This is a genomic window from Streptomyces sp. NPDC016309 (genome assembly GCF_043077235.1).
GTDB lineage: Bacteria > Actinomycetota > Actinomycetes > Streptomycetales > Streptomycetaceae > Streptomyces.
Map to the genome: position 1 here is coordinate 268,472 of NZ_JBIBSG010000009.1, position 17,262 is coordinate 285,733.

Consider the following 17,262-nt stretch of genomic DNA (forward strand, 5'->3'; position numbering starts at 1 on the left):
ACGCTGATCCATAGCCGTACGACGCCGGAGGCGCAGTGGACGTTTCGATGAGCCTGTGGGCGGCGACCATTCTCGGTCTCACCGCCCTGATCGCGGTCGACTTCTTCATCGGGCGCAAGCCCCATGACGTGTCGGTCAAGGAAGCCGGCATCTGGACGGTCGTCTGGATCGTCCTCGCCGCCCTGTTCGGCCTGGGCCTCCTGGTCTTCGGCGAGAGCCGGGCCTCCGGCGAGTTCTTCGCCGGCTACATCACCGAGAAGTCGCTCAGTGTCGACAACCTGTTCGTCTTCGTCCTGATCATGGCGAAGTTCGCGGTGCCGACCCACCTCCAGCAGCGGGTGCTGCTGATCGGTGTGCTGATCGCCCTGGTGCTGCGCGCGATATTCATCGCCGCCGGTGCCGCGATCATCGCCAGCTTCTCCTGGGTGTTCTACATCTTCGGCGCGTTCCTGATCTACACGGCCTGGAAGCTGATCCAGGAAGCGCGTGCCGACGAGGAGGACGAGGAGTTCGAGGAGAACCGGCTCCTGAAGTCCATCGAGAACCGCTTCGGGGTCGCCGACAGGTACCACGGCACCAAGCTGTTCATCCGCAACAACGGCAAGCGCGTCCTGACCCCGCTGATGGTCGTCATGCTCGCCATCGGCACCACGGACGTCCTGTTCGCGCTGGACTCCATCCCCGCGATCTTCGGCCTGACCCAGGACCCGTACATCGTGTTCACCGCCAACGCCTTCGCCCTGATGGGTCTGCGGCAGCTGTACTTCCTCATCGGCGGACTGCTGAAGAAGCTGGTCCACCTGAGCTACGGCCTGTCGGTGATCCTCGGCTTCATCGGCGTGAAGCTGGTGCTGCACGCCCTGCACGAGTCCGAGGTGCACGTGCCGGAGATCTCGATCCCCGTCTCCCTCGCGGTCATCTGCGGCGTCCTGGTCATCACCACGATCACCAGCCTGATCGCCTCCAGGAAGCAGGCGGAGCGCGAGGCCGCCGAGGCCGCCGAAGGGGCCGGGAAGGCCCCCAAGGACAGCGTCGAGGCCTGAGCCCGGCCGGCGGGCCGCACCGCCGGAGACACGGCACCGGCCGGGGCCGCCCGCATTGCGGGCCGCCCCGGCCGGTGTTTGCTTTGACGGTGAGCGCCCCGACCCCCGGGGCACGGCGCACCGCGGAGAACGGCATGAAGTTCGCGCAGATCATCGACTTCGAAACCGAACGCATCGACGACTTGGACGCCCTGATGGAGCAGCGGCGGGCCGACATGACCGGCCGGCCCGGCGGACCGACCTCCCGCCTCCTGCTGCGGGACCGGGACAATCCCAACCGCTACCTGTCGGTCATCCACTTCGACTCGTACGAAGAGGCCATGCGCAACAGCGAGGACCCCGCGACCACGGAGATGGCCGGACAGATCGCCGCCCTGTGCACCCGGCCGCCGTCCTTCACGGACTGCGACCTGCTGGCCCAGGAGGACCTGCGCTGAGACCGCCGGGGTCTCAGGCGGCCGCCGACTCCAGGGCGGGATCCGCCACCCGTCCGGGCAGCGTCTCCGGCAGCAGGGCGAAGCAGCCGAGACTGAGCAGGGCGATCACGGTCAGGTAGGCCGCGACGCCCCAGGGCGGCCCCGAACCGCCCGCCGAGGCCGTCGCCACGATCGGGGTGAGGGCGCCGCCCAGGACACCCGCCAGGTTGTAGCCGACGGCCGCCCCCGTGCAGCGCACCCGCGGCGGGTACAGCTCCGGCAGATAGGCGGCCACCACGGCGAACATCGTGATGAACGCCAGCAGGGCCCCGGTGAACCCCAGGAACATCAGTACGGGCCGTGCGGTGTGCAGCAGGCCCACCATCGGGAACATCCACAGGGCGGCGGCCGTGCAGCCGGCCAGGCACATCGGCCGCCGCCCCACCCGGTCGCCCAGCATCGCGGCGAACGGGGTCAGCACGCCCTTCACCGCCACCGCCGCCATGATGCACACCAGCATCCGCGTACGGCTCACGCCGAGCCGCTCGGTGCCGTACGCCAGCGCCCAGGTGGACACCGCGTAGAAGATCGCGTATCCGACCGCCAGCGCGCCGGCTGTCAGCAGCACCAGCCGCCAGTGGTCGCGCGCCACCTCCACCAGCGGGGCGCTCGCCCGCCCGCCGGTTTCGGCCATCTCCCGGAACTGCGGCGTCTCGGCCAGGGACGTCCGCAGCAGCAGCCCGCCGGCCGCCAGCAGCCCGGCCGCCCAGAACGGCACGCGCCACCCCCACGCGCGGAACTGGGCGTCGCTCAGCCCCGCCGACAGCGCGAGCATCACGCCGTTCGCCAGCAGGAACCCGACCGCCGGACCCACCTGCGGGAAGCTCGCCCAGAGCGCGCGCCGCCGCGCGGGCGCGTGCTCCGCCGTCAGCAGCACCGCCCCGCCCCACTCGCCGCCGAGCCCCAGGCCCTGGAGGAACCGCAGCACCAGCAGGAGCACCGGAGCGGTCACCCCGAGGGTCGCGTACGAGGGCACGCACCCCACGGCGACGGTGGCCGCCCCGGTCAGGACCAGCGACGCGAACATCACCGGCCGCCGCCCGTACCGGTCCCCGATGTGACCGAACAGCGCGGAACCGAGCGGGCGCGAGAGGAACCCCACCGCGAACGTGCCGAAGGCGGCCAGTGTGCCGGCGACCGGCGAGAAGGTCGGGAAGAACAGGGGGCCCAGGACCAGCGCGGCCGCGGTCCCGTAGACGAAGAAGTCGTAGAACTCGACGGCCGTGCCGGCGAGGGAGGCGGCGGCGAGCCGCACCATGGAGGGCGGCCCGGGCGGTGCGGGGGAGGACGGACGCGGACCGTGACTGTGGCGCATGTCGCGCCAACCACCCGTGGCGCCCCCGGGTTACGGGGGCGCTCGGGAGCCGCCGGAGCGACTACCAGCCGCGCTCGCGCCACTCCGGGAGCTTCGGGCGCTCCTGACCCAGGGTGGTGTCCTTGCCGTGCCCGGGGTAGACCCAGGTCTCGTCCGGCAGCACGTCGAACAGCTTGGTCTCGACGTCCAGGATCAGGCTGGCGAAGGCGTCCGCGTCCTGGCGGGTGTTGCCGACGCCGCCGGGGAAGAGGCAGTCCCCGGTGAAGACGTGCGGATGGCCGTGCGGGTCGTCGTAGACGAGCACGATCGAGCCGGGGGTGTGCCCCACCATCCGGCGGGCGGTGAGCTCCACCCGCCCCACCCGCACCGTGTCCCCGTCGTCGACGGGGACGTCCGTGGTCACCTCGATGCCCTCGGCGTCGTACCGTCCCGCGAGGGTGCGGGCGCCGGTCGCCGCCACGACCTCGGCCAGCGCGTCCCAGTGGTCGCGGTGGCGGTGGGTGGTGACGACGGACGCGATGCCGTCGTCACCGATCAGCCGGAGCAGCGTCCGGGGCTCGCTCGCCGCGTCGATGAGCAGCTGCTCGCCGGTCGCCCGGCAGCGCAGCAGGTACGCGTTGTTGTCCATCGGGCCGACCGCGACCTTGGAGATCATCAGGTCCGTCAGCTCGTGCACATCGGCGGGCCCGCCCACCTTCACCGCTCCGCTGTACGTCATGGAGCCAGCCTATAGCGGGGGCAGTACGGGAAGGGGGCCTCCCGTGACCTCCAGGGCCGCGCCGTCACGGCGTCCGGCGAGCCACCCGAGGAGGTCGGGCGCCGGGCCGGAGACGGTCACCGCGGGGCCCTCGTCGCCGCCCGTGCGCCACTCCGACCCGGCCGCCAGCAGCCGGGTCGGAGGTACCGTGGGATGGCCGGCGAAGCGGTCGGCCAGGAACGCGATCTCCCGCTCGGTGAACTCCTCCGGCAGGTCCTCCAGCTCGTAGCCGGCGTCCAGGTCCACGTGGTGCAGCTCCACCTCGACGAGGCGGCGGAAGGGCAACCTCGCGGCCCGGTCGGTCACCCCGTTGCGCAGCTCCACCACCCGGTCCCAGTCGGCCGGCGCCTCGCCCGCCGCCCGGAACCGCGCGGCGCTCTCGCGGACGTCGTCGAGCTGGACGGCGAGCGGGCGGGTGGCGTCCCGCTCGATGTCGGCGTCGCGCGCCTCGGCGCTGACGTACATGGGACGCCCCTGGAGGACGTTCACCAGGGCGTCGGCGTTGCGGGCGAGGTGGGCCAGGACGTGCCCCCGGGTCCAGCCGGGGAGCCGGGACGGCGCGGCGAGGGCGGCGTCGTCGAGCTTGGCGGCGGCGGTGAGCAGTCGGTCGGTCGCCTCGCGCACGGAGGCCAGGTCATGCACATGGTCGATCATGCTGCTGACCCTAGCGCCGCCACACGATCGGGTGAAGGTGGTTGCTCATGGCCGGAAATCGAATGCGCGTGCTATACGCTCGGTGGAGGCATCCTTGAAAGCCAGACATCCATTTGGCGGCCCCCCGTAGGCTTGAACAGTCTGGGACGGGGGCTGTGCCCCCGCTTCTCTCAAGAAAGGTGCGGACCGGCGTGGCCGACCGTCTCATCGTCCGTGGCGCGCGCGAGCACAATCTGAAGAACGTCTCGCTCGACCTCCCGCGTGACTCCCTCATCGTCTTCACCGGGCTCTCGGGGTCGGGCAAGTCCTCCCTCGCGTTCGACACGATCTTCGCCGAGGGGCAGCGCCGCTACGTCGAGTCGCTCTCCTCCTACGCCCGGCAGTTCCTCGGCCAGATGGACAAGCCGGACGTCGACTTCATCGAGGGCCTCTCCCCGGCCGTCTCGATCGACCAGAAGTCCACCTCGCGCAACCCGCGCTCCACGGTCGGCACCATCACCGAGGTCTACGACTACCTGCGCCTGCTCTTCGCGCGCATCGGCAAGCCGCACTGCCCCGAGTGCCACCGGCCCATCTCGCGCCAGTCGCCGCAGGCCATCGTCGACAAGGTGCTGGAGCTGCCCGAGGGCAGCCGCTTCCAGGTCCTGTCGCCGCTGGTGCGCGAGCGCAAGGGCGAGTTCGTCGACCTCTTCGCCGACCTCCAGACCAAGGGCTACAGCCGGGCCAGGGTGGACGGGCAGACCGTCCAGCTCGCCGAGCCGCCCACCCTGAAGAAGCAGGAGAAGCACACGATCGAGGTGGTCGTCGACCGCCTCACGGTCAAGGACAGCGCCAAGCGGCGGCTGACCGACTCCGTCGAGACCGCGCTGGGCCTGTCGGGCGGCATGGTCGTGCTCGACTTCGTCGACCTCCCCGAGGACGACCCCGAGCGCGAGCGGATGTACTCGGAGCACCTGTACTGCCCGTACGACGACCTGTCCTTCGAGGAGCTGGAGCCCCGCTCCTTCTCCTTCAACTCGCCCTTCGGCGCCTGCCCCGACTGCACCGGCATCGGCACGCGCATGGAGGTCGACCCCGAGCTGGTCGTCCCCGACGAGGAGCGCTCCCTCGACGAGGGCGCGATCCACCCCTGGTCGCACGGCCACACCAAGGAGTACTTCGGCCGGCTGATCGGCGGCCTCTCCCAGGCCCTCGGCTTCCGCACCGACATCCCCTGGGCCGGGCTGCCCGCGCGCGCGAAGAAGGCGCTGCTGTACGGGCACAAGACCCAGGTCGAGGTCCGCTACCGCAACCGGTACGGCCGGGAGCGGGCGTACACCACCCCCGCCTTCGAGGGCGCCGTCTCCTTCGTCAAGCGGCGGCACAGCGAGGCCGAGAGCGACTCCAGCCGCGAGCGCTTCGAGGGCTACATGCGCGAGGTGCCCTGCCCCACCTGCGAGGGCACCCGCCTCAAGCCGATCGTCCTCGCGGTCACGGTCATGGAGAAGTCCATCGCGGAGGTCTCCGCGATGTCCATCAGCGAGTGCGCCGACTTCCTCGGCCGGATGAAGCTGAACGCCCGCGACAAGAAGATCGCCGAGCGGGTGCTCAAGGAGGTCAACGAGCGGCTGCGCTTCCTGGTCGACGTCGGCCTGGACTACCTGTCGCTGAACCGCGCGGCCGGCACGCTCTCCGGCGGCGAGGCCCAGCGCATCCGGCTCGCCACCCAGATCGGCTCCGGCCTCGTCGGCGTGCTGTACGTCCTGGACGAGCCGTCCATCGGCCTGCACCAGCGCGACAACCACCGGCTGATCGAGACCCTGGTGCGCCTCCGCGACATGGGCAACACGCTCATCGTCGTCGAGCACGACGAGGACACCATCAAGGTGGCCGACTGGGTCGTCGACATCGGCCCCGGCGCGGGTGAGCACGGCGGCAAGGTCGTGCACTCCGGCCCCCTGAAGCAGCTTCTGGCCAACAAGGAGTCGATGACCGGGCAGTACCTGGCCGGGAAGCGGTCCATCCCGCTCCCCGACGTCCGCCGCCCGGTGGACCGGGCACGGCGGCTGACCGTGCACGGCGCCCGGGAGAACAACCTCCGTGACATCGACGTGTCGTTCCCGCTGGGCGTGCTGACGGCCGTCACCGGCGTCTCGGGCTCCGGCAAGTCGACCCTGGTCAACGACATCCTGTACACCCACCTGGCGCGCGAGCTCAACGGCGCCAAGTCCGTCCCCGGGCGGCACACGCGGGTGGACGGCGACGACCTGGTCGACAAGGTCGTCCACGTCGACCAGTCGCCCATCGGGCGCACCCCGCGCTCCAACCCGGCGACGTACACCGGTGTCTTCGACCATGTCCGCAAGCTCTTCGCCGAGACCATGGAGGCGAAGGTCCGGGGCTACCTGCCGGGCCGGTTCTCCTTCAACGTCAAGGGCGGTCGCTGCGAGAACTGCGCCGGTGACGGCACCATCAAGATCGAGATGAACTTCCTGCCGGACGTGTACGTCCCGTGCGAGGTCTGCCACGGAGCGCGCTACAACCGGGAGACCCTGGACGTCCACTACAAGGGCAAGTCCATCGCCGAGGTGCTGGACATGCCGATCGAGGAGGCCCTGGAGTTCTTCGAGGCCGTCCCGACGATCGCCCGCCACCTGCGCACCCTCACCGAGGTCGGTCTCGGGTACGTCCGGCTCGGCCAGCCCGCGCCGACCCTCTCCGGTGGTGAGGCGCAGCGCGTCAAGCTGGCGTCGGAGCTCCAGAAGCGGTCGACGGGGCGCACGGTGTACGTCCTGGACGAGCCGACCACGGGTCTGCACTTCGAGGACATCTCGAAGCTGATCACCGTGCTCTCCAACCTGGTCGACAAGGGCAACTCGGTGATCGTCATCGAGCACAACCTGGACGTCATCAAGACGGCCGACTGGGTCGTGGACATGGGCCCCGAGGGCGGCAGCGGCGGTGGCCTGGTCGTCGCCGAGGGCACGCCCGAGCAGGTCGCGAGCGTCCCGGCCAGCCACACCGGCAAGTTCCTCCGGGACATCCTCGGCGCGGACCGCATCAGCGACGCGGCCGCGGCGGTGCCGGCGGCGCGGAAGCGGGCGGCCGCGAAGAAGACCGTCGCCTCGGCGGACGGCGTGACCCGCCGGACCGCCACGGCGAAGGCGGCCGGGACGACCAGGGCGAAGAAGCCGGCCACCCGGTCCGCCACGTCCTGACCCGCCCCGCCGGGCGCGGACCCGCGCCCGGCGGCCTCCGCGCCCGGCAACGGGCCAGTCAGGGCGACGGGGCGAGGCGGGCCGCCAGGGCGGGGATCGAGTCGGTGAACCAGACGTGGGAGCCCCGGTTCGCCTCGCGGACGAAGTCGCGCAGCGGCGTGCTGCCGGCCACGTGGTGCGAGACGTCCCCGACGACCACCAGCCGCAGGCCGTAGTCGGTGAACTTCTGGACCACCTCGCCGGCCACGCCCGTGCGCAGCGAGAAGAAGTCCGCACCGAGCCGCTCCACCGGCACCACCACCAGTGCCGCCTCGCGGCCCAGCGCGTCCCCGACCAGGTCCAGGGCGGCCTGGCGGCCGGCCAGCGCGGGCCCGCCGGGAGAGCAGACCAGCGCGGGCACGCCGTGCAGCGGCAGCACCGTGTCGGACGTCACCAGCTCGGCGGCGTACGGCGGCTCCGCGCCCGGGCGGGAGCAGGTGACCGCCGCCGCCCGGGCCGCGAACGACAGCAGGTCCGTCCAGGCCCCGGCGTCCAGGGCGGACAGCGGGCGGGACCCCAGCCCGTGCAGCAGCGCCGCGTTCACCGTGTCGCCCGCCCCGATGGTGTCGGCGACCGCCACCGGCACCGCGGGCACCGACACGGTCAGCTCCTCCGTGAACACCGTCAGCCCCTCAGCGCCCCGGGTGAGCACCACCGCCTCCGGCCCCGCGGCCAGCCACTCGCCGGGTGAACCGCCCAGCCACCGCGCGTCCTCCTCGGACAGCTTCAGCAGCGACACGTACGGCAGCCACCCCGTGAACCGCGCCCGGTGGGCCTCCGCGTCCGGGAGCAGACCGGGCCGGACGTTCGGGTCCAGCAGCGTCAGCACCCCGCGCCCCGCCTCCCGCCGCAGCAGCGCCTCGTAGGCGCTCGCGCCCGGCTCCAGGGCCAGCGAGCAGGTACCGAAGGCCATCGCCCGTACCGCGTCCGGAAGCCGCCCGGGCAGTTCGAAGAGCCGGTCGGCCGTCCCCTCGGCGTGGAACGAGTACCCCGCCGAACCGTCCGCGCCGACCGAGGCCACCGCCAGCGTCGTGGGCTCGGCACCCCGCTGGACGAGGCCCGTGGCGACCCCCGCCGCCCGCAGCCCCGCCAGCAGCGCCTCCCCGAACGCGTCCGTGGACACCCGGGAGCAGAACGCGGCCTCGGCGCCGAGCCGGCCCAGCGCCACCGCCGTGTTGTAGGGGCCACCGCCCCGGCGCGGGACCAGCGCCGACAGCGGCTCGGCCCCGGTGGGGACGAGGTCGATCAGGGACTCTCCGGCGGCAACGATCACGAGGCCGAACGTAACCCATCGGCCCCGCACGGGACAGCCCCCGCAGCGCCCCCCGAACCCCGCCGCAGGCCCACCGATCTACCCCGGTATCGTCGGTTCCGTCACCGCACCCCCAGCCCACCGTGGAGCCCCCATGCCCGGCCAGCCGCCCGCCCGCCGTTCCGTGCTGAAAGGCGCAGCCCTCGCCGGGGCCGCCGGGCTCGGCGCCGCCGCCTGCTCCACCGAGTCCAAGCTCGGCCACGCCCGGACCCCCACGCCGACCGCCCCGGTCGACCTGGGCGCGGCGGACGCGGTCCCGGTCGGGGGCGCGAAGCTGTACCGCGAGGAGCGCCTCGTGGTGAGCTGCCCCGCCAAGGGCCAGTACAAGGCGTTCAGCGCCCAGTGCACCCACGCGGGCTGCGTCTTCGACAAGGTCGAGGGCACCGAGGGCAACTGCCCCTGCCACGGCAGCCGCTTCGACGTCACCACCGGCAAGCCGCTCCGGGGCCCCGCGACCGCCGCCCTGCCCGAGGTCCCGGTCAAGGTCACCGGCGGCAAGCTGGTCGCCGGCCCCGACGCGTAGTCCGGGTCAGTCCCAGTCCCAGTCGATCCCCAGGATCCCCGGCCGGACCGCCTGCTCCACGAAGTGCACCGTGCGGTGCCGCCCGCTCAGCGTCAGGTCGCCGCGGGCCCCGCGCGGCGCCCCCGCCGACGTCTGCGCGAAGCGGCGGCACCGCACGGGCAGGGCGTCCTCGTGGAACCGGACCTGGAGCACGTACTGCCCGCCCGCGAAGCTGAAGCCCCGCACGTACTCGCCGCTCACCCCGCCCGTACCGTCCTCGAAGCCGTACCCGAAGAGGTACGTCTCCCCCGCCCGCAGCCGTGCGTCGAACAGCAGCTCGGCCACCACGACCCCGGTTTCCCCGTGCCGCCGCACCCGCCCCGTGCGGCAGTTCTCGCCCGCCCGCACCACCACCCGCTCCGGGTCGCAGCCGGGGTCGCCGTGGTGGATGGCCAGGTAGCGGTCGACGCCGTCCCGGTGCGCCCGCACCACCTGCTGGGAGTCCCGGCCGAGCAGCTCCCGCCCGGCGCCGATCCGCACCCGCTCCTGGTGCCCCACCGTGTGCAGCCCGCCGTCCGCCGGGGCCTCCAGCTCCGCGATCAGCCGCTCCACCGCGCCCGACGCCTCCAGCAGCGAGCGGTACGTACGGCCCGCCGGCCTGGTCACCGCGGGCCGCGGGCCCGCTCCCGTCCCCGTTCCCGTACCGGCGCCCGGGTCGTCCGCGCCCGGATCGCCGAGCAGCCGTATCAGGGACTCACCGGGCAGCCGGAGCAGCTCCTCCAGGGCCCGGACCGCCTTCAGGGACTCCGGCCGCTGCGGGCGGCGGGCGCCCTGCTGCCAGTAGCACAGGCTGGTCACCCCGACCTTGATGCCCCGGTGGGCGAGATGGTGCTGGACCCGCTGGAGCGGCAGCCCGCGCACCGCCAGCGCCGCGCGCAGCGCCAGGTGGAACGGGCCGGTGTGGAGGATCCGCGCGAGATCGGTCTCGGTGTGCGGGGTGCGTGCCATGGGAGTCCTCGGTGAACGTTCACGACGGGGCGGTACGACTCCGGGCCGGTGGCGACGGGCGGGGCTGGTGGGGGAGGGGATCCGTTCACTCGTCAACCAGTGGCGTTCACAGCGCGGTGTCACCACGCATTGAAGCGTGTTGACCTGCGCCCGACAACGCTCGATGCTCCCAGCAGCGTCCGGACGCGATCCTCCCTCCCCACATCCCCAGCCGGAGGAACGCGATGCGCACACCCGTCAACCCCCCGGGCAGAGCCCGGCAGTTCGTCCTCGCGGTGCTCCTCGCCGCCACCACCGTCCTCGTCCTCCCGGTGACCGCCGCCACCGCCGAGGACCGTTCCGCCACGGCGCTCGCCGCCAAGCGCCTGGACATCACCATGCAGGCACAGGCCAAGACCAACTGGTGCTGGGCCGCGGGCGGCAACACCATCGCCACCTGGTTCGGCCGCTCCTACACCCAGAACCAGTTCTGCAACGCCGCCTTCGACCGGCAGCAGGGCTACGACTGCCCCAACTGGCAGGCCACCCTCGGCAACGTCCGGACCGGGCTGCGCTGGGCCGGCATCAAGCCCGGCTCGTACGTCGACGGCTGGCTGCGCTACTCCACCGTCCAGACCGAGATCAACGCCGGTCGCCCCGTCGAGACCCGCATCCAGTGGGCCGGCGGCGGAGGACACATGCACGTGGTGTACGGCTACGACGACGCCAACGGCTGGGTCCACTGGGGCGATCCCTGGCCCTCCAGCGACCGGTACAACTGGGCGTCGCACGCCTGGTACGTCGACAACAGCGGCTTCTCCTGGACCCACTCGCTCTACCGGATAGGGGCGTGAGACCGATGACCCCACGTCGTCTCGTGGCGGTGACCGCCCTGACGCCGGCGCTGCTGCTCCTCGGCGTCCCGGCGGCCGGCGCCGCCGACACCCCGGGGGCGGCGGTCACCGCCCCCGCCACCCTCGACACGCTCTCCCGCTTCTTCGCCCGCGACGGAGCCGTGACCCGGTCCGCCGCCCGGCCCCGAGTCGAGGGCCGTACCGTCCCGGTGCGGTTCCTCTCACCGGACTTCGTCGCGGGCAAGGCGGGGGCGCCGGTCGCGCGCGTCGAGTTCCACGCCGCCGCCGCGGTCTCCTCCGACGGGCGGCGGGCGTCCGTGTGGACCGCCCGCCGGGGCGCCGGGGGCTGGCAGGTGGTGAACATCGCGACCGGCGACGACGAGACCCGGTACGCGGCGGAGGGCGCCCGCCGGGCCCCGGGCGGAACGGTGTTCCGGGAGCCGCAGATCGACGCCTGGTACGTCCACGCCGGCGGCAGGGTGCTCCCCCTGGACGAGGACGCGGTACGCGCGGTGGGAGCCGGCGGGACCACGCTCGCCGCCTACCGGGACCGGGTCGCGGCGGCGTACCGCGACAAGCTCCCCGGCTCGGCGTACGCGCGCCGGGGCGGTGCCGGCGGGTACGGAGGGCCCGCCGGACCCGCCGGACCCGAAGCCGTGGCACCGGACACCACGGCCACCGGTCCCGGGGCGGACGGCCCGCGTGCGGACGGCCCCGGTACGGCCGGCGCCCGGGCCGCCGCGGTGCCGGGCGCCGCGGCGCCGGCCGCCGCCTCCCGCCCGACCGGAACCGGAACCGGGACCGACGGGGCCGCCGTGGCCCCCGTCGCCGGGGCCGCCGCCCTGGTCCTCGTCCTGGCCGGGGTCCTCGGCGGGGCCTTCCGGCGCCGCCGCCGCTGATTCCCGGGGCGGTACGGGCCCGGCCCCCACCGGCCCGGCACCGCCCCGGAACCCCGTACCCCGACGACCCCACCCCGTACCGGACCCACCACCCCCTCCTCCCACCGTCTCCCCTCCGCTTCCGCGACCCACCCCCCACCCCGGCGCGGGGCGCCTCCGGTCCCACCCGGCGGCGCCCCGCGGCCATGGCGGCGACACCTCTCGGACGCCCGTGGTGTCAGCGGACGCCAGTAGGGTGTGAGGCATGGCAGACCCCTCCAGCTACCGCCCCAAGCCGGGACAGATCCCCGACTCGCCGGGGGTCTACAAATTCCGTGACGAACACCGCCGGGTGATCTACGTCGGGAAGGCGAAGTCCCTGCGCCAGCGGCTCGCCAGCTACTTCCAGGACCTGGCCGGCCTCCACCCGCGCACGCGCACCATGGTCACCACGGCCGCCTCCGTCGAGTGGACCGTCGTCTCCACCGAGGTCGAGGCGCTCCAGCTCGAGTACTCCTGGATCAAGGAGTTCGACCCGCGGTTCAACGTCAAGTACCGCGACGACAAGAGCTACCCGTACCTGGCCGTCACCCTCAACGAGGACTTCCCGCGCGTCCAGGTCATGCGCGGCCAGAAGAAGAAGGGCGTCCGGTACTTCGGCCCGTACAGCCACGCCTGGGCCATCCGCGACACCGTCGACCTGCTGCTGCGCGTCTTCCCCGTGCGGACGTGCTCGGCCGGTGTGTTCAAGAACGCCGAGCGCACCGGCCGCCCCTGCCTCCTCGGCTACATCGGCAAGTGCTCGGCGCCGTGCGTCGGCCGGGTCGACCCCGAGGAACACCGGGAACTGGCCGAGGAGTTCTGCGACTTCATGGCCGGCCGTACGGGCACCTACATCCGCCGCCTGGAGAAGGACATGACGGTGGCGGCCGAGGACATGGAGTACGAGAAGGCGGCCCGGCTGCGCGACGACATAGAGGCGCTCCGGCGGGCCATGGAGAAGAGCGCGGTCGTCCTCGCCGACGCCACCGACGCCGACCTGATCGCCGTCGCCGAGGACGAGCTGGAAGCGGCCGTGCAGATCTTCCACGTCCGCGGCGGCCGGGTGCGCGGCCAGCGCGGCTGGGTCACCGACAAGGTCGAAGCCGTCGACACCGCCGGCCTGGTCGAGCACGCGCTCCAGCAGCTCTACGGCGAGGAGAGCGGCGACGCGGTACCCAAGGAGGTCCTCGTCCCGGCCCTCCCCGAGGACCTGGACGCCGTGACGCAGTGGCTCAGCGGCCGCCGCGGCTCGCAGGTGTCCCTGCGCATCCCGCAGCGTGGTGACAAGAAGGCGCTGATGGAGACCGTCGGGCGCAATGCCCAGCAGGCCCTCGTGCTGCACAAGACCAAGCGTGCCAGCGACCTGACCACCCGCTCGCGCGCCCTGGAGGAGATCGCCGAGGCGCTGGACCTGGAGTCGGCCCCGCTGCGCATCGAGTGCTTCGACATCTCCCACCTCCAGGGCGAGGACGTCGTCGCTTCCATGGTCGTCTTCGAGGACGGCCTGCCCCGCAAGAGCGAGTACCGCCGCTTCCAGATCAAGGGCTTCGAGGGCCAGGACGACGTCCGCTCGATGCACGAGGTGATCACCCGCCGCTTCCGGCGGTACCTCGCCGAGAAGGAGCGGACCGGCGAGTGGGCCCTGGAGGAGACCGACGGCGAGGTCCCGGCCCAGGCCCCGGAGGACGACGGCCGGCCGAAGAAGTTCGCCTACCCGCCGCAGCTCGTCGTGGTCGACGGCGGGCAGCCGCAGGTCGCCGCGGCCCGGCGGGCCCTGGACGAGCTCGGCATCGACGACATCGCCGTGTGCGGCCTGGCCAAGCGCCTGGAGGAGGTGTGGCTGCCGGGCGACGACGACCCCGTCGTCCTGCCCCGCTCCAGCGAGGGGCTCTACCTCCTCCAGCGGGTCCGTGACACGGCCCACGACTTCGCCATCCGTTACCAGCGCACCAAACGCCACAAGCGGATACGGACCAGTCCCCTGGACGCGGTCCCGGGCCTCGGGGACGCCCGCAAGCAGACACTGATCAAGCACTTCGGCTCGGTGAAGCGGCTGCGGCAGGCGACAATCGAGCAGATCTGCGAGGTGCCGGGGTTCGGCCGGAAGACCGCCGAAGCCGTGGCCGTGGCCCTCGCCCAGGCGGCTCCGGCCGCCCCTGCCGTGAACACGGCCACAGGAGAGATCATGGATGAGGACGACGGGGGAACGGGACATGTCTGAGCACGACCCCACGGCGGCACCAGAGCCGACAGCACGAGAAGACGGAGCAGCACACGTGAGTACGGGCACGACGATCGAGGCCGGAGAGGCCGCCGAGGCGGCCATCCCCGAGCTGGTGATCATCTCCGGCATGTCCGGCGCCGGGCGCAGCACCGCGGCCAAGTGCCTGGAGGACCTCGGCTGGTTCGTCGTCGACAACCTGCCGCCCGCGCTGATCCCCACCATGGTGGAGCTCGGCGCCCGCTCCCAGGGCAACGTGGCGCGCATCGCCGTCGTCGTCGACGTGCGCGGCCGCCAGTTCTTCGAGAGCCTCCGCGAGTCGCTCGCGGTCCTCGACGCCAAGCAGGTCACCCGCCGGATCGTCTTCCTGGAGTCGTCCGACGAGGCCCTGGTCCGCCGCTTCGAGTCGGTGCGCCGCCCGCACCCCCTCCAGGGCGACGGCCGGATCGTCGACGGCATCGCCGCCGAGCGCGACCTGCTGCGCGAGCTGCGCGGCGACGCCGACCTGGTGATCGACACCTCCAGCCTCAACGTCCACGAGCTGCGCGCCAAGATGGACGCCCAGTTCGCCGGCGACGAGGAGCCGGAGCTGCGGGCCACGGTGATGTCGTTCGGGTACAAGTACGGCCTGCCCGTCGACGCCGACCTCGTCGTGGACTGCCGCTTCCTGCCCAACCCGCACTGGGTACCGGAGCTGCGCCCGTTCACCGGCCTCAACGAGGAGGTGTCGGGGTACGTCTTCAACCAGCCGGGCGCCAAGGAGTTCCTCGACCGGTACACCGAACTGCTCGAGCTGGTCTCCGCCGGCTACCGCCGCGAGGGCAAGCGGTACGTGACGATCGCCGTCGGCTGCACGGGCGGCAAGCACCGCTCCGTCGCCATGTCCGAGAAGCTCGCCGCCCGGCTCGCCTCGGAAGGGGTCGAGACCGTCGTCGTCCACCGGGACATGGGGCGCGAGTGAAGCAGTACCGCCGGCGTACGAGGCCCCTGACCGCCCGTACGCTCCGCAGACGCGGCGCCCAGCCCAAGGTCGTGGCCCTCGGCGGTGGCATGGGCCTGTCGGCGTCCCTCGCCGCGCTGCGCCGTATCACCGGTGACCTGACCGCCGTGGTCACGGTCGCCGACGACGGCGGTTCCAGCGGCCGGCTCCGTGAGGAGCTGGGCGTGCTGCCGCCCGGTGACCTGCGCAAGGCCCTGGCGGCCCTGTGCGGTGACGACGACTGGGGCCAGACGTGGTCCCGTGTCATCCAGCACCGGTTCCAGTCCAAGGGCGACCTGCACGAGCACGCCGTCGGCAACCTGCTGATCGTCGCCCTGTGGGAACAGCTCGGCGACCACGTCCAGGCGCTGGACCTGGTCGGCCGGCTGCTCGGCGCGCACGGCCGGGTGCTGCCCATGTCGGCCGTGCCGCTGGAGCTCCAGGCGCTGGTCAAGGGCCACGACCCGGAGCGCCCGGAGGACGTGGACACCGTCCGCGGCCAGGCCACCGTGGCGCTGACGCCCGGCGAGGTGCAGTCGGTGCACCTGGTGCCGAACGACCCGCCCGCCGTGCCGGAGGCGGTCGAGGCCGTGCTCGACGCGGACTGGGTGGTGCTGGGCCCCGGCTCCTGGTTCTCCTCGGTGATCCCGCACCTGCTGGTGCCGGAGCTGCTGGAGGCGCTCGTCGAGACCAAGGCGCGCCGGGTGTTGTCGCTGAACCTCGCTCCCCAGCCCGGAGAAACCGAGGGCTTCTCTCCGCAGCGTCATTTGGAGGTTTTGGGACGACACGCCCCTAAACTCGCCCTGGACGTGGTGCTGGCCGACGAGGCCGCCGTGCCCGACCGCGAGTCCCTCGCAGACGCCGCCAAGCGGCTCGGTGCCGCGGTCGAGCTGGCCCCGGTGGCGAGGAATGACGGCTCGCCGAAGCACGACCCGGAGCTGTTGGCCGCCGCGTACGACCGTATTTTTCGGATGCATGGAAGGATCGGCCCATGGCGATGACGGCAGCGGTGAAGGACGAGATCTCCCGGCTCCCCGTCACCCGGACCTGCTGCAGAAAGGCGGAGGTCTCGTCGATCCTGCGGTTCGCCGGCGGGCTGCACCTGGTCAGCGGGCGGATCGTGATCGAGGCGGAGCTGGACACCGCGATGGCGGCGCGCCGTCTGAAGCGGGACATCGCGGAGATCTTCGGGCACGGTTCCGAGCTGATCGTGATGGCTCCGGGCGGGCTGCGGCGCGGCTCGCGGTTCGTGGTGCGCGTGGTGGCGGGCGGTGACCAGCTCGCCCGCCAGACCGGGCTGGTGGACGGCCGGGGGCGCCCGATCCGGGGCCTGCCGCCGCAGGTCGTCTCCGGGGCGACCTGTGACGCGGAGGCCGCCTGGCGCGGTGCCTTCCTGGCGCACGGCTCGCTGACCGAGCCCGGCCGTTCCTCGTCCCTGGAGGTCACCTGCCCGGGACCGGAGGCCGCGCTGGCGCTGGTGGGTGCCGCGCGGCGGCTGTCCATCGCCGCGAAGGCCCGTGAGGTGCGGGGCGTGGACCGCGTGGTGGTCCGGGACGGTGACGCGATCGGCGCGCTGCTGACCCGGCTCGGTGCGCACGAGTCGGTGCTGGCCTGGGAGGAGCGGCGGATGCGCCGCGAGGTCCGTGCCACCGCCAACCGGCTGGCCAACTTCGACGACGCCAACCTGCGCCGGTCGGCCCGTGCCGCGGTGGCGGCCGGTGCCCGGGTGCAGCGCGCCCTGGAGATCCTCGGCGAGGAGGTGCCCGAGCACCTGGCGGCGGCCGGCCGGCTGCGCATGGAGCACAAGCAGGCCTCCCTGGAGGAGCTCGGCGCCCTGGCCGACCCGCCGCTGACCAAGGACGCGGTCGCCGGCCGCATCCGCCGGCTGCTGGCCATGGCCGACAAGCGGGCCCAGGACCTGGGCATCCCCGGCACGGAGTCCAACCTCACGGAGGAGATGGCCGACGGTCTCGTCGGCTGACGGCCCGGTGCGCGCCGCCGCCCCA

15 protein-coding genes are annotated in these 17,262 nt (G+C 72.8%); 10 read left to right on the forward strand and 5 right to left on the reverse strand.

Annotated elements, in window-relative coordinates:
• The first annotated feature begins 35 nt into the window (after positions 1-35).
• Positions 36-1,043 carry a TerC/Alx family metal homeostasis membrane protein gene (locus ACF068_RS23740; protein WP_392276285.1) on the forward strand — a complete coding sequence of 336 codons (1,008 nt, stop codon included), beginning with the start codon at positions 36-38 and terminating at the stop codon, positions 1,041-1,043.
• A gap of 89 nt (positions 1,044-1,132) precedes the next feature.
• Complete coding sequence (locus ACF068_RS23745; protein WP_392276286.1) at positions 1,133-1,480, forward strand: hypothetical protein; 348 nt, start codon at positions 1,133-1,135, stop codon at positions 1,478-1,480.
• Between the two features lie 13 nt (positions 1,481-1,493).
• Here ACF068_RS23745 and ACF068_RS23750 read toward each other — a convergent pair whose 3' ends face one another.
• The 3 genes from ACF068_RS23750 to ACF068_RS23760 form a co-directional block, all read right to left on the reverse strand.
• Positions 1,494-2,777, reverse strand: a complete 1,284-nt coding sequence (locus tag ACF068_RS23750) for an MFS transporter (RefSeq protein WP_392276426.1) — start codon at positions 2,775-2,777, stop codon at positions 1,494-1,496.
• A gap of 118 nt (positions 2,778-2,895) precedes the next feature.
• Positions 2,896-3,552: an MBL fold metallo-hydrolase gene (locus ACF068_RS23755; protein ID WP_392276287.1), complete on the reverse strand. Its 657-nt coding sequence runs from the start codon at positions 3,550-3,552 to the stop codon at positions 2,896-2,898.
• A gap of 9 nt (positions 3,553-3,561) precedes the next feature.
• Positions 3,562-4,245, reverse strand: coding sequence for a maleylpyruvate isomerase family mycothiol-dependent enzyme (locus ACF068_RS23760; RefSeq protein WP_392276288.1), 684 nt, complete (start codon positions 4,243-4,245; stop codon positions 3,562-3,564).
• 191 nt (positions 4,246-4,436) lie between these two features.
• Here ACF068_RS23760 and uvrA point away from each other — a divergent pair, with 191 nt between their 5' ends.
• Positions 4,437-7,442, forward strand: coding sequence for an excinuclease ABC subunit UvrA (uvrA, locus tag ACF068_RS23765; protein ID WP_392276289.1), 3,006 nt, complete (start codon positions 4,437-4,439; stop codon positions 7,440-7,442).
• 58 nt (positions 7,443-7,500) lie between these two features.
• Here the strand turns inward: uvrA and ACF068_RS23770 are convergent, their stop codons facing one another.
• Positions 7,501-8,754 carry a PfkB family carbohydrate kinase gene (locus tag ACF068_RS23770; RefSeq protein ID WP_392276290.1) on the reverse strand — a complete coding sequence of 418 codons (1,254 nt, stop codon included), beginning with the start codon at positions 8,752-8,754 and terminating at the stop codon, positions 7,501-7,503.
• 133 nt (positions 8,755-8,887) lie between these two features.
• Between ACF068_RS23770 and ACF068_RS23775 the strand changes: the two genes are divergently transcribed.
• Positions 8,888-9,316, forward strand: a complete 429-nt coding sequence (locus tag ACF068_RS23775; RefSeq protein ID WP_392276291.1) for a Rieske (2Fe-2S) protein — start codon at positions 8,888-8,890, stop codon at positions 9,314-9,316.
• A gap of 6 nt (positions 9,317-9,322) precedes the next feature.
• Here the strand turns inward: ACF068_RS23775 and ACF068_RS23780 are convergent, their stop codons facing one another.
• Positions 9,323-10,303, reverse strand: a complete 981-nt coding sequence (locus tag ACF068_RS23780; protein WP_392276292.1) for a hypothetical protein — start codon at positions 10,301-10,303, stop codon at positions 9,323-9,325.
• Between the two features lie 224 nt (positions 10,304-10,527).
• On the opposite strand from ACF068_RS23780, the gene ACF068_RS23785 reads away from it, so the two are divergent.
• The 6 genes from ACF068_RS23785 to whiA all read left to right on the forward strand — a co-directional run bounded on the left by ACF068_RS23785 (position 10,528) and on the right by whiA (position 17,237).
• Positions 10,528-11,136 carry a papain-like cysteine protease family protein gene (locus tag ACF068_RS23785; protein ID WP_392276293.1) on the forward strand — a complete coding sequence of 203 codons (609 nt, stop codon included), beginning with the start codon at positions 10,528-10,530 and terminating at the stop codon, positions 11,134-11,136.
• Between the two features lie 5 nt (positions 11,137-11,141).
• Entirely contained in the window at positions 11,142-12,035 is an 894-nt protein-coding gene (locus tag ACF068_RS23790) for a hypothetical protein (protein ID WP_392276294.1), read from the forward strand.
• Between the two features lie 244 nt (positions 12,036-12,279).
• The gene (gene uvrC, locus ACF068_RS23795; protein ID WP_392276295.1) at positions 12,280-14,277 is read left to right on the forward strand and encodes an excinuclease ABC subunit UvrC; all 1,998 of its coding nucleotides are present in this window, start codon (positions 12,280-12,282) and stop codon (positions 14,275-14,277) included.
• Positions 14,270-15,238: an RNase adapter RapZ gene (gene rapZ / locus ACF068_RS23800; protein WP_392276296.1), complete on the forward strand. Its 969-nt coding sequence runs from the start codon at positions 14,270-14,272 to the stop codon at positions 15,236-15,238. Before uvrC ends, rapZ begins: the two co-directional genes overlap by 8 nt.
• On the forward strand, positions 15,235-16,257 hold the full coding sequence (gene yvcK / locus ACF068_RS23805) for a uridine diphosphate-N-acetylglucosamine-binding protein YvcK (protein WP_392276297.1): 1,023 nt from the start codon (positions 15,235-15,237) through the stop codon (positions 16,255-16,257). The genes rapZ and yvcK overlap by 4 nt, the downstream gene beginning before the upstream one ends.
• Complete coding sequence (gene whiA / locus ACF068_RS23810) at positions 16,248-17,237, forward strand: DNA-binding protein WhiA (RefSeq protein ID WP_064073084.1); 990 nt, start codon at positions 16,248-16,250, stop codon at positions 17,235-17,237. Before yvcK ends, whiA begins: the two co-directional genes overlap by 10 nt.
• Positions 17,238-17,262: the final 25 nt, after the last annotated feature.